9 protein-coding genes and 3 pseudogenes are annotated in these 12,338 nt (G+C 51.9%); 9 read left to right on the forward strand and 3 right to left on the reverse strand.

Features of this window, described 5'->3' with window-relative positions:
• Window positions 1–86: 86 nt before the first annotated feature.
• A pseudogene (locus HBA93_RS24770) lies at window positions 87–272 on the reverse strand (IS6 family transposase); the annotation flags it as partial.
• 157 nt (window positions 273–429) lie between these two features.
• On the opposite strand from HBA93_RS24770, the gene HBA93_RS17160 reads away from it, so the two are divergent.
• On the forward strand, window positions 430–1,668 hold the full coding sequence (locus HBA93_RS17160; RefSeq protein WP_286202018.1) for a multidrug effflux MFS transporter: 1,239 nt from the start codon (window positions 430–432) through the stop codon (window positions 1,666–1,668).
• An 11-nt stretch (window positions 1,669–1,679) separates the two neighbouring features.
• On the forward strand, window positions 1,680–2,285 hold the full coding sequence (locus tag HBA93_RS17165; protein ID WP_221724090.1) for a TetR/AcrR family transcriptional regulator: 606 nt from the start codon (window positions 1,680–1,682) through the stop codon (window positions 2,283–2,285).
• Between the two features lie 231 nt (window positions 2,286–2,516).
• Here the strand turns inward: HBA93_RS17165 and HBA93_RS17170 are convergent, their stop codons facing one another.
• The gene (locus HBA93_RS17170; protein ID WP_221724091.1) at window positions 2,517–3,173 is read right to left on the reverse strand and encodes a pyridoxal-phosphate dependent enzyme; all 657 of its coding nucleotides are present in this window, start codon (window positions 3,171–3,173) and stop codon (window positions 2,517–2,519) included.
• Window positions 3,174–3,321: 148 nt separating this feature from the next.
• Between HBA93_RS17170 and HBA93_RS17175 the strand changes: the two genes are divergently transcribed.
• From HBA93_RS17175 to HBA93_RS17205, 7 genes and pseudogenes are all read left to right on the forward strand, one after another.
• Window positions 3,322–4,173: an IS4/IS5 family transposase gene (locus tag HBA93_RS17175; protein WP_221724092.1), complete on the forward strand. Its 852-nt coding sequence runs from the start codon at window positions 3,322–3,324 to the stop codon at window positions 4,171–4,173.
• Window positions 4,170–4,475, forward strand: a complete 306-nt coding sequence (locus HBA93_RS17180; protein ID WP_221724093.1) for a transposase — start codon at window positions 4,170–4,172, stop codon at window positions 4,473–4,475. The genes HBA93_RS17175 and HBA93_RS17180 overlap by 4 nt, the downstream gene beginning before the upstream one ends.
• Before the next feature lie 152 nt (window positions 4,476–4,627).
• Window positions 4,628–4,879, forward strand: a complete 252-nt coding sequence (locus HBA93_RS17185; RefSeq protein ID WP_221724094.1) for a hypothetical protein — start codon at window positions 4,628–4,630, stop codon at window positions 4,877–4,879.
• 316 nt (window positions 4,880–5,195) lie between these two features.
• On the forward strand, window positions 5,196–8,303 hold the full coding sequence (locus HBA93_RS17190; RefSeq protein ID WP_221724095.1) for an autotransporter family protein: 3,108 nt from the start codon (window positions 5,196–5,198) through the stop codon (window positions 8,301–8,303).
• A gap of 81 nt (window positions 8,304–8,384) precedes the next feature.
• Entirely contained in the window at window positions 8,385–9,053 is a 669-nt protein-coding gene (locus HBA93_RS17195) for an invasion associated locus B family protein (protein ID WP_221724096.1), read from the forward strand.
• A gap of 1,022 nt (window positions 9,054–10,075) precedes the next feature.
• Window positions 10,076–10,477 carry a hypothetical protein gene (locus tag HBA93_RS17200; protein WP_221724097.1) on the forward strand — a complete coding sequence of 134 codons (402 nt, stop codon included), beginning with the start codon at window positions 10,076–10,078 and terminating at the stop codon, window positions 10,475–10,477.
• Window positions 10,478–10,729: 252 nt separating this feature from the next.
• Window positions 10,730–11,086, forward strand: a pseudogene (locus tag HBA93_RS17205) (IS3 family transposase); the annotation flags it as partial.
• Between the two features lie 254 nt (window positions 11,087–11,340).
• Here HBA93_RS17205 and HBA93_RS17210 read toward each other — a convergent pair.
• A pseudogene (locus tag HBA93_RS17210) lies at window positions 11,341–11,535 on the reverse strand (IS3 family transposase); the annotation flags it as partial.
• Window positions 11,536–12,338 lie beyond the last annotated feature (803 nt).

Below are 12,338 nucleotides of genomic sequence, written 5' to 3' on the forward strand. Positions count from 1 at the left end.
GATAGAGCTATCATGAGCCGAAAATCCTCTCTTCTCAATTAACACTGTTTTGTCTCAAGGGCGCTGATGTCGGACAGTTTGGCAGATTACAGGCCAGCTATATCACGCCAGATAGCATTGGCGGTTTGGCGTAGTTCGCGGTGGATGTCGGGGGCGCGGCGGTCGCGGGGAAAATGGTGAAGGTTGTAGATGGGGTCGTGTATTGATGCGAAATACTGCAAGCGTCGTGCTGACTTGAAGCGCTTCATACTCCGTTCTCGCCGTCTTATCGGTTACGGTACCTAAGCGAGCACCGGCCTGAAGATGGAAAAGAAGCTGCAAACTCCTCTTGATTTTTATAATACCTACCGATAGGTAGTGATCGTGGCTCTTGAAGCTCAATTCACCGGTTGAAGCCTTGGAGCTCCCGGAACTGCGGTCGGTTTTGAAATGATGATCTCAGCGACAACCCGTGTAGCGGGCAATCTTTTCGTGGCCTCGCTCGGCCTCGTCACCGTGCTCGGCCCGAGCGCGATCGATATGTATCTGCCGTCGATGCCACAGATGGCGAGCGACCTGAACACCAGCTACGCCAGCATGCAGCTCTCGCTTACAGTCTACCTTTTGGCACAAGGCGCTGGCCAGCTCGTTTTCGGGCCTCTCATCGACGCCTGGGGTCGCAAATGGCCGCTGCGCGGCGCGATTGCGGTGTTCACCCTCGCTTCGTTTTGGGCCGCGGCGGCACAGTCCTTCGATGCGCTGCTCTATGCCCGGTTCATCCAAGGCCTCGCAGCCTCGCTGACGCTGGTGGTCGCTATGAGCAGTGTGCGCGACCGAGCGTCGGGCGTACGCGCGGCGCAGATATTCTCGTTACTTATGGCGATCCAGGGTCTTGCACCGATCCTCGCGCCCGCGCTCGGCGGCATCATCGCGGCGCTGTTCGGCTGGCGCGCGGTGCTGGCGGCGCTTGGCATCCTCGGCCTGCTCGTGCTGGTCAACTCCGCGATCAATCTAGCCGAAACGCTGCCGCGCGAGAAGCGGGTCACGCTGCAAGTTTCGCGCGTCGCACGAACTTATGGCTCGATCGTAGCTGACGGCCTGTTTCTCATGCCCGCCCTTACCATTGGCGCGGTCTTCTTCTTCCTGTTCTCCTATGTCGGCGGCGCGGTCTATGTCTATCAGACGGTCTACGCGCTTTCGCCTGACACGTTCGGCTTCGTGTTCGGCGGCACGGGCATCGCTATGCTATTCGGCGCCATCGGCAGCGGCCGGCTGGTCAAGCATTTCCGTGTTGAGACACTGGCCATCTGGGGCGCAGGTCTGATACTCCTAGGCGCGCTCGTCGCCTTGGCGTCGGAACACACCGGTCTGGGTCTCATGGGCATTGTCACTGGTATGACGATTTCTGTTCTCGGCCTCGGCATCGCGGAGGCGACCGTTATCTCGATGGCGATGGCCAGCCGTGAGACCAATGTCGGTTCAAGCGTCGCCGTTCTCGGCGCCTTCCAGCTCATCTCGGCCTCAATCGCGACCCCCATCGCGGGTGCGATGGCGGAAGTCTCGGCGAACTCATGGTTGGTCTTCCTCGTGATGGCGGGTTTTGCAACCGTTTGGCTGACCGTGCTGAGCACGCGACTGATCGCCCGTAGTAGCAAGCGCGGTGTCGATGCAACGTTGAATGAAAAATAGGGAGCAAAGCTATGACCAACCGTTCGCCGTCGGTGGACCGCATCTGCAACGCGGCCGTCGAGCACTTCTCGATCCAGGGCTACGATGCCTCCTCGCTCAACGAGATCGCGGCGATGGTCGGGATCAGAAAGGCATCGCTCTACACTCATTTCGAGAACAAGGACGCCTTATTCCTTGAAGCGCTGGGCGACGCCATTGCGGCCGAGAAGGCTTATGTTGACGAAGTCTTCTCGGCTTTCGGGCCGCAGAACGAACCGGGCTCGGCATATGTCTTCGCGCTTGAGGACCGTCACGCGAACTCGGTCTATCTGCGTTTCTTATTGCGCGCCGTCTTTCACCACCCGGTCGCGCTCAAGGAAACAATAGGCACGGCATATGACGGCTTCCTCGGCGCACTGCGGCAAGGTTTCGCGGTCCAGCTTCGTGAGTCCGGTATCGGCGCGCCCCTGTCCGACGCCGAAGTCGTCCTCTACGAGAACGCCTATCTCGGCATCACCGAGAGTCTCTTCGTGGAACTGAACTTCGAGGGGAGTAAATGCATGGGCGTTCGGCGCGAAGCTTTGTGGCAAGTGCTCGGGGATTCGCTCGAACTGAGTCGATCAAAGTATCGCAAATGAAACCAGTTGCCAAAGAACAGCGATCGACGGCACCGTAACTTTAACTTTGAAGTATATCTCAAGGGTGGATAAGAAGGCATACACGACTGTCCAACCTCAGCGCCTTTGAAACAGAAATAGTTTAATTGAGAAGAGAGGATTCTCGGCTCATCGTAGTTGGGGTCAGAACAATCTTAGTTCAAAATCGTACGTTTAGGTCGAACGAAAGAGGGACGCACGGTTATGCTGACTTCAAACGTTGCCGCCACATACTATCACCCAAAGCCTGCGATAGCGCCTTGGAAGTTCTTGCTCGGAACAAAGCCAACGCTCCGCTTGTATGCCTGTTTCACGGGCCATATGCGCTTGCGCTTCGATGACGCCTGCGTCTGATGCTGCTAGTATAGGGACTCCGATTTTTTGGAGAATGCTAAAAGCAAGCGAGCCTATTTCGGTAACTCTCAGCTCATCACAGATTGTCCGGTCTTGAGCGTCGATCTCCACTGGATGCGACACGTTAAAAGCAGTATACAGGCGTGGATAATGCTCAAGCTCAGCTACATAAATATCGTTCTCGAGCTTGCTGATCCTGAGCCCCAATGAGGTCCCTGTCGCCAATCCACCACCACCGCAAGCGACGACAATGGCATCGTCAGCAGAGGCATCATCCTTCATTGCATGAGCCAGTTCCACACCAAGGGAACAGCTACCGGCTAGCATCGATGCGTTCTTGAACGGATGCAACAATGGCATTCTACGCGTTTTCGCTTCCAGTTTCGCACGATTTGGGCGGCAAGGCAAACTGCCGGCATTTTCCCACGGTGAAAGCCAAGGGCGATTTCCGTTTTCCAACGGCTCAATGATCTTGTTTGTAATTTCTTGATAAATATCACGGCGCTGATTTTGCATTTTATCCCCTTGCGCCTGTCGGCTGGACTGCCCCGCGATGCTGCGGGTAATTCTTTCATGAATTACCCTCGGCAGAGGGGGGGGCACAGCCCCATATGCGCTAACTTAACTGTAGACAGACCGAATGCATGTGTGATTCCTCATTCAGATGGAAACGATTTCTTGTGTTGATGCTGATTGGCAAGCCTTGCTTGCCAGATTATCTAGACTGATTGATCTTAATGCCATAGCGCGAACATCGGGTGCGCTTTTGCGACGTCGCAACGTCGGCGACAGCCCGACACTGCTGCGACTGGCACTGGCTTATGGTCCAGGTGGTATGAGCTTGCGCTCAGCGGCAGCATGGGCGGGACTGAATGATGTGGCAATGATTTCTGATGTTGCGCTTCTCAAGCGGCTACGCGGATCAGCGGATTGGCCAGGCGATATTGCCGGAGCGCTTCTGATGAATACTTCGGCTTCAGAAAGTTCGACAAATGCGCGCCGCTTGCGCATTGTCGATGGCAATTCGATCTCACAACCAGGCAGTAAAGGCACGGATTTCCGGCTTCACGCCACATATGAACCAGCACAAGCACGCTTTACGCATCTGGAATCGACTGACGCCCATGGCGGCGAAGCCTTTTCTCGTGTCCCCCTGGACAAAAGTGATATCGTTGTTGGCGACCGCGCCTATGCCCGGGCACCAGCACTGGAAAAGGTGATTGCCTGTGAAGCGGATTTCATTGTCCGCACTAGATGGGCCAGTATACGCCTGCTGACGCTTGACGGAGAAGTTCTGGACTGGAACCGGATTTATGCGCCCATGCAGCCTGGTGAGGTGTGCGAGATCGATGTCCTGGCCGAGCATTCCGGCCCCAAACTCAAAGGCCGTGGCAAATCTTTGTTTCAGGCAAGACTTGTCGTTCAACGAAAAGATGCGCAGTCGACCGAAAAGGCTGTGAAAGCTGCAAAACGCGGACATAAGAAGCGTAAATACAAGCAGACAATGCTGCTATGACAATTACAGCAGCAGGCTTCCTCATGCTACTGACGTCGGTTCCGGCCAACGAAATGACCGCCTCCGATGTTCTCGACATGTATCGCCTGCGCTGGCAGGGGGAAATCGCCTTCAAGCGGCTTAAAAGCGGATTGGGCATCCACAAGCTCCCGGCAAAAGACCCCCAACTTGCCCGAAGTTGGCTGATGGCGCATCTGATCATAGCCTTAATAATCGACGAGGCCGTCACCGACGTTCTCGACTCTCCCCCCTGTGAAGACGAAACGCCATTGCGGGACTTTATCCTTGTGGAGGCTTCATAGTCTCCTGCGGCAAGCATTCCTCAGCGCCATTCTCACAGTAATATCGCCCACAAAAACCTTGAAACAGATCGCCCAAATCATGCGCCATGTCTGCGATCCGCCAAGGCGGTGAAGAAATCAGCCCGCAGATGCGAGATCAGGAGAAAACTGGAATGGCACAAGCTAAAACATCGTCGAATGAGAATATATTAATGAAGGAAACGCCGGATATGGCTCATGCCATGCGCGGCTATAGTCTTGAGCAAAAAGCCGCGCGCAAGCCGTGGTGGGGTTCAATGTTACCGGAAGAGTGCCGTTATAGAAGCCAAAAAATCCCGCTTTGGGTGATAGGCAAGCATTCCACTCAGCTTCTGATCAGCGCAAGGCGCTCCAATTTTGTTGAGACGGCTCCGGTTATCGTCTGAATTCTTCGAATCAGGATTTGCGGGTCTTTTGCCACTGTCCATTTCGGTCTTCTCCTGAATTTGGCACATGTCGTATTTGTACATCACCTGAAGTCAATTTGCCCCAAAAGGGTACTGTTTGATGCATTAAATAGTCAATCGGTACGATCATATTCATTGCGAACTATTTTTCTATACACTCCATCATCAATCATTGCTTTAGGTGCTTGGAAGCTGTTTGGTCTGCAAGACGTTTGCTGCGTGCGGACTGACGGAGAGAGGGTAATCTGCGAAGTGCAGCTTGAAACTTGCTGTACTTCCATCTGAGGTAGGAATAATGAACTTTCTGGCGGACAGCGTTCGAAAAGCACGATTACATCGGATTTTGAGGGAGGCCAGCGCGCCGCGACTCAATCGGGGGGGGCGGATGATCAAATGGAAGGGAGCCACAGCGAGTTTTGCACCTTCATCGCTGATCATCGCGGGAGCAATCGGAACATTTTTAATCGTTTCCAATCCCGCCGCAGCTCAAACCTTCACAGGTAATCAAACAACCAATGGGCCGTTTTCCAGCGGAGAACAGAATTTCCGTGACACAAGTGCGCTGAACGCCTCAACCGCCAACACCGTCAGCGGTGGCTATCAAAATTTCTATCAAACGAGCACATTAAACGCTTCAGCCGGCAATGCCGTTAACGGCGGTGCGCAGGGTTTTTACAACAAAAGTGTGCTGAATGCCTCAGCCGCTAATGCTCTCAACAGCGGAACGCAGCAATTCAGAGACACAAGTATCCTGAACGCCTCAGCCACTAATGCCGTTAGCGGTGGAGGGTCGCAGTTTTTCTACAACACAAGTGTACTGAACGCTTCGTCCGCCAATGCCATAAGCGGCGCATACCAGCAATTCTTTGAATCGAGTGCACTGAACGCTTCGGCTACCAATGCCATTAGCGGCGGAATACAGAATTTATACGAAAAAAGTATGCTGAATGCTTCGGCTGCCAATGCCGTCAGCGGCGGAACACAGACTTTTAACAGTGGCGGCGTGCTGAACGCCTCGGTGAGCGAAGCCGTCAGCGGCGGTAGACAGATTGTCGGCCAGGCGGGTATGCTGAACGCCTCGGCGACTAATGCCATCAGTGGCGGTAAACAGCGTTTTATGTTTGATGGCGTACTGAACGCCTCGGCCACTAAGGCAGTCAACAATGGAGAGCAATTTTTCTCCAACACGAGCATGCTGAACGCTTCAGCGAGCAATGCCGTCAGTGGCGGACAACAGAATTTCTCTGACACAAGTGTGCTAAATGCTTCCGCTACCAATGCTATCAGTGGCGGAACTCAGTCTTTCTCTTTTAGAAGTATACTGAAAGCCAAGGCCACCGATGCCGTCAGCGGAGGAGAGCAGTACTTTAGTGGGGCGAGCATATTAAACGCCGAGACCGCCAATGCCGTCAGCGGTGGGGAGCAGACTTTCCACCAGAATAGTGTGCTGAATGTTCTTGCTGACGCAGCTCTCACTACAAATACGAACATCCGTTTTGAAAACAAGGATGGCGGCTCCGGCGGCACGGTCAAGCTCAATGGCTTCAGCACTGTTGTTGGCGGCATTAATAGTCTCAGCGAAGGTTCCGGTATCGTCGAGAATGGCGGCGATGGTGATGGTACGCTCACTGTCGACACTTCGGTGCTTGGAAACGCCAGTTTCTCTGGTGAGGCCCGGGATGGGGGCAACGGCCAGCTGGCAATTGTCAAAGCTGGCGCGGGGACATTACTTCTGTCGGGAACTAGCGTCTATGCCGGTGTGACCGATGTTACGGGCGGCACATTGCAGGCAGGATCAAACACTGCCTTTAGCTCCAACTCGGACTTCACAGTTACGGATAGCACCCTCGACGCTAATGGCTTCAATTCTGTTGTCGCGTCGCTGAGCAATGCAGGCTTGGTCGCAACCAATCTCAAGGGCACCACCACCGGCACGACGCTGACTGTTACCGGAGACTATGCCGGCAACGGCGGAACAGTTATATTGAACACAGTACTGAATGGTGATGACAGCGGCACTGACCGTCTTCTGATCGGTGGCAACACTGCTGGGCAATCGAATGTGAGAATTAATAATGTTGGCGGAACTGGCGCGCCGACGGTCGAGGGTATCCGGATTATTGAAGTCGGAGGCGCCTCAAACGGCAGCTTCACGCTTCTGGGCGATTATGTCCACAACGGCGAACAGGCTGTTGGCGATGGTCTTTATGCCTACAAACTCTACAAGAACGGTGTTAGCAACCCATCCGACGGTAACTGGTATCTGCGCTCGCAGCTTAAACCGGTAGACCCCATTGATCCTGTGGATCCTATTAAACCGATAGATCCAGTTGATCCCGTGAAACCGGTAACACCACCACTCTATCAGCCGGGTGTCTCGGTTTATGAGAGCTATCCGCAGCTTCTGCTTGGTCTCAACGGCTTGCCAACCCTGCAGCAGCGTGTTGGCAACCGCTACTGGAACAATGCCGGCAATCGCATAGTTGCCGAAGGCGCAGATGCTATCGCCACGCCTTATGCGCCACCGGAAGAGGCTGGAGCGTTCATTGAACAGAATGGTGTTTGGGGGCGGATCGAAGGCACTCATACCAGCATTGATCCCCGTTTCTCTACGTCCGGTGCACAGTATGACTATGATCTTTTCAAGCTTCAGGCGGGTCTTGATGGCATGTTGCACGAGAATGAGGCCGGCAAACTAATCGGCGGGATCACGGTGCATTATGCCCGTGGTTCAGCTGATATCCGCTCGCCTTATGATGCGGATAATGGCGGGGGTGAAATCCGCACGGACGGCTATGGCTTTGGCGGCACATTGACCTGGTATGGCGAGAACGGTTTTTATCTTGACGCACAGGGACAGGTGACCTGGTATGACAGCGATTTGGGTTATGATGGTGGCAATGGCTCGCTCGTCGGCGGCAATAACGGCTTTGGCTACGGAGCGTCACTGGAAACAGGTAAACGGATCGCACTCGACCAAAACTGGTCCCTCACACCGCAAGTACAGCTTAGCTATTCGAATGTTGATTTCGATAGCTTTAACGATGTCTTTGGTGCTCGGATCGGACTTGATCGCGGCGATAGTCTCCAAGGCCGCCTTGGCCTGACGCTGGATCATCAGAACTCCTGGTATAATGACGCTGGTATGATCAACCGTACCAATGTCTATGCTATCGCCAATCTCTATTACGAGTTTCTCGACGGCACGAACGTCGGCGTCAATGGTACCAGTTTTACAAGCCGTAACGAACGGCTGTGGGGCGGACTTGGCTTGGGTGGTTCATACAACTGGAACAACGACAGCTATTCGATCTATGGTGAGGGTTCTGTCAATACGAGCCTGACAAACTTCGCTGACAGCAACAGTTACAAGGGAACCCTTGGCTTCCGTGTCAAGTGGTAAAACCGTTCAGGCTTGAACCGCTCCCACCTCCATTGGTTCAAACCTGAGACTGGCTGCTGTCATTCTATCCCTCGATAGTGAATGGCAGCAGCCAACTACGCTCTGGTATATTTTTGTCAGTACATCAGTGCTGTTTTGAAAAGGAATGAAATGCGTAAAAACTTTCCAACAATCGGGGTCACAGCAACATCATCTATTCTGAGGCTTAATCTCTCGATGATCGTTACTGCAGGATGCGTTATATTTTCATCTTGGTCTGCCTGCGCACAGGAAGTCAAAGGAAACACACCCTCGACACTGCCTGGAGGTGCTTCTTCCTTGACGGAAACTTTCGAAGATTGGACTGTATTCTGTGTAGCTGCCGGTGGAAAAACACAATGTATTGTGTCACAATCCCAAATACAGCAAAATGGACAACGTGTTCTCGATATTCGACTAAACACTGTTACTCAGCCAGACGGCTCCAACGGTAGTGTTACGTTACCTTTTGGACTCGAACTTGAGCAAGGTGTAACGGTACAACTTGATGACGGTAAAATCGGAAAACCATTATCGTTCAGAACCTGTCTTCCAAATGGTTGCCTTGTGCCGCTATCAATCGACCGATCCATGCTTCAAGCCATGAGCGTAGGAACCAGTTTAAAACTTGTCTCCGTTTCGACTCAGAATGAAACAACCCCGTTCATTGTTTCATTGAAAGGCTTCGGGCCTGCGCTGGATCGAGCTGAATCTTTGATGGTTGCTAAATAACTTCTCAAATCAAACAAGGTAGTTTTGGGATAGTTTGTGACAATTAGATCCAGTTTTTAGACGGACGTCTCTCGTATGTTTTTTAAGTTCCTGTATGGCAATGTAGAGCCATGCAGATAAATGTGCTCAGCACGACGACACATCGCTAATAGCCACCCAAAAGCATTGGGGCACGCTCTAGAGTGTCGGGCGCTAATCATGCAACACAACCTTCTGCTTTGAAGAAGTTTCGGCACTCTTGTGGCGAAAACAGATTGCAAACGGAACTGATGGCTCTTCATAGCTCAGCCGGCACACAAGGCCATGATCCCCATGCCAGTTTTCAGGCCGCAATACTGGGCGGGCCTGCTCAGGTTGGACTAAATGCCGGGCTTTGGGGGCTTATCACTCCCCCCCTCAACTATGCGCACCGATGTTCCAATAGCGCAGCAGGAGTGAAAATTTCGCGACAAAACCGAATATCGTCACCATAAACTACGGGGATCGGCCAGGTGCAAATACCTGCTTCCCTGGCCCGCAACAAGTAGGTCGAAACCGCCGTCTTTCCAATTCAAATCCGTTGTGACACCTCCCGAACAGACAGTCCCTGTTTAAAGATCCGCCGCAAAATTGATCGTATGTCTTTCATCGAAATGCGCTTCGCTTGCTTCCGTCTCGCCATACGTGCGCCTTCTTATGAGAAAGAAAAAATCATGACCAAACGGCGCCTGCCAAAACGACAGCTAAACTGTCCACAGATTTGCGGAATTGCTGTCCGCACATTACTGCAAACCCTGTCCGTGAATTACCGAAACCCGCATCAGACCCTGCTTTCAGGCCGCAGTCGCTAGACTGTTTACCTCATGCTCTTAGCCTAGAAAATTCCGGCAAGACGCCCAACAACCCATGAAAGCTCAAAGATATTATCGCGCCGATAAACATAGTTGGAAGGAAAGTCTTTTTTTGGGCGTTATGTCACCATATTAGAGCCCCAAAGAGACAGCAGTTTAAAATTGCGATGCAATTAAAGAGAGTAGGAGCGCATGCGTAATTATTTAATGCTTGGTGCAATTGTGACAGCTGTTCTTGTTGGTGTCTACCCTTCACGTGCTGCTGATGGAACACCGGAAATGGTAGCGTACATAAGCACGCAGAATATGGTGGGCGCTCTAAAATACTGCGCTGACAAAGGCCTGACGGATAAGAGCGCACATAGTTCAATGGCTGAAACACTAACGAAAACAAAGGTTTCGGATGAAATGGTCACTACGGGTGAACAAGCGCGTGCTATAGGTGAGCGTGGCGTTCTCTTTACGTTTGGTGGTCAGAACGAAAAACCTGTTATACCGGTGATCACCATTGAAGCACTTGCGCAGAAGAGTAGCTCTACCGTGAAAGAGATTTGCGATACCTATGCAAAGGCTACGTTACCCTCAGCGAAATAGAAAAGATGAATATGAATTATGTGTCTTCCTGAAGGCACGAAAAGTCGCATTAGTCCCGAAAGGGACTGATGCGGAACTCCACACGTTACGGTTGATCAGTCTCTGAGTGTTGGATGGTGAACCATATGAAAGCTATCATTGTATTTGGTATGCTTGCAGTTACTGTGCTCGCTGGGTGTCATTCATTTGATCAGGTTGCAGATTCCAAATGCTATGACCGCGGTTATAAACCAGTGTCCAACCTCTGCGCCTTTGAGACAGAAAACCGTGCAGCAGACATCATCGGTCGAGAAGACGATCAAAGATATCTGCCGTGCCACGCATAAACATTATTCGGCAGAGGATAAAATCCGTATTGTGCTGGAGGGTCTGCGTGGCGAGAACAGCCTTGCCGCGATTTGTCGCCGTGAAGGGGACGCCGAGAGCCTTTAATTAAGGAGGCACTGGCTGGGCTCACCCTGGAAAACCGCCTGCTTAAAAAAGCATGATCGGGGATGGGGGCGACGACGAATAAGATATCCCGCCACTGAAAAGCTTGAGATCATCCAGCTTGTGGTACAGTCGCATTTGTCAGTCAGGCAGACGCTGGAAAAGCTGAGCACCGGACGCCACTGCTGTCCGATAACGGTCTGTGTTACGTCGCCTCCGATCTCGGCGAATGGTTGGAGAAATGCAAGATCGATCAGGTCCATGGCGCTCCAGGCCATCAGCAAACGCATGGTAAAGTTGAACGCTGGCACCAGACGCTCAAGTTTGAAGGTGGAGCAAGAGCCTCTAACCGGCAACGTATAACAAATATCCTCAAATACGTTCTCTTTTCGTTCGGTAATTCCGGACAAATCTTTCACTTTCGTATCGTGACGCCTGGTTTGTCGTGTAACCCACAGCCTATGCGCGCGATCGATCGTTTCTTTCCGCCCAGCAATCCCGCCTTGCTGAGCGCTCCTGACATAAATCATTCTCCAATGTCAGCTTACCGATCTTGGCATGAAGCATTTAACGTCGACGGCTGGAACTGAAAGTTCAGCCTTGGTCTCGTCGCCGAAAACGCCGGTAGCCCGACGAAGTCCCACCGAGACAATGCCGAAACCGTCTCGCCACGTAATTCTGCAACCGCCTTCAGAGTCGTACAATCCTCAATGGTCAGCTGTGAATAGACCCGTACCTCATTTGGAGCCCCCGCCTGTGATGGCTGGCCATCCTTAAAATCGTGCACGATTCGTACAGTTTCAGCGCGTCTTAATCGTGTGATGGGTTGGTTGTCGAGTGTAACGCTGACAAGTTACATTTCCTGCTTCACAGACAACGATTTTAACTCGTACAACCTACCAGAATACAAAACCAACGCAATGAAAAACAGGCTTTCTAAGCCCAAATGCTAAGAAATGAAGCGCACAAGATGCGCTGCAATTTGATTTTCTTAGAAAAGGCTCCGCCAACCCTACGGCGCTATTTGAGTTGCGCGGGTGGCTCCGGCTTGCTAACAACTTCAAACTTACAATTTGCAGCTTATTACTTATTACTTATAACTTGAAACTTAATGCACTTAAAAATCTTCCATGCTCATTTATCCACAAAGCAACTTACAACTCGTTCCTTTACACTCACAACTTGTTACTGCAAACATATTGCTTGTTCCTACCAACGACGTGCTTTCAGCTAATAACTGATAACTAGGTGCTAATTCCTTCATCCTAACAAATTACAACTCCTTTCTGCGTGCGCATAACTTAGGTTCAGGACCTATTAATTGATTGCGTAGTGTTTAATCAATTGATTCAATGGTGGTGCAAGGAGGTGCTGCCATGAGTGATTTGATTTGGTTGTCGGAGGCGCAGATGCGCCGGATCGAGCCTCATTT

The organism is Ochrobactrum sp. SFR4 (assembly GCF_019730395.1).
In the GTDB taxonomy this organism is placed as follows: Bacteria; Pseudomonadota; Alphaproteobacteria; order Rhizobiales; family Rhizobiaceae; genus Pseudochrobactrum.

Coding starts and splice junctions, on each gene's coding strand:
- HBA93_RS17160 (WP_286202018.1), top strand. CDS start 430: ATGATGATCTCAGCGACAACCCGTGTAGCGGGCAATCTTTTCGTGGCC.
- HBA93_RS17165 (WP_221724090.1), top strand. CDS start 1,680: ATGACCAACCGTTCGCCGTCGGTGGACCGCATCTGCAACGCGGCCGTC.
- HBA93_RS17170 (WP_221724091.1), bottom strand. CDS start 3,173: ATGCAAAATCAGCGCCGTGATATTTATCAAGAAATTACAAACAAGATC.
- HBA93_RS17175 (WP_221724092.1), top strand. CDS start 3,322: ATGGAAACGATTTCTTGTGTTGATGCTGATTGGCAAGCCTTGCTTGCC.
- HBA93_RS17180 (WP_221724093.1), top strand. CDS start 4,170: ATGACAATTACAGCAGCAGGCTTCCTCATGCTACTGACGTCGGTTCCG.
- HBA93_RS17185 (WP_221724094.1), top strand. CDS start 4,628: ATGGCACAAGCTAAAACATCGTCGAATGAGAATATATTAATGAAGGAA.
- HBA93_RS17190 (WP_221724095.1), top strand. CDS start 5,196: ATGAACTTTCTGGCGGACAGCGTTCGAAAAGCACGATTACATCGGATT.
- HBA93_RS17195 (WP_221724096.1), top strand. CDS start 8,385: ATGGCAGCAGCCAACTACGCTCTGGTATATTTTTGTCAGTACATCAGT.
- HBA93_RS17200 (WP_221724097.1), top strand. CDS start 10,076: ATGCGTAATTATTTAATGCTTGGTGCAATTGTGACAGCTGTTCTTGTT.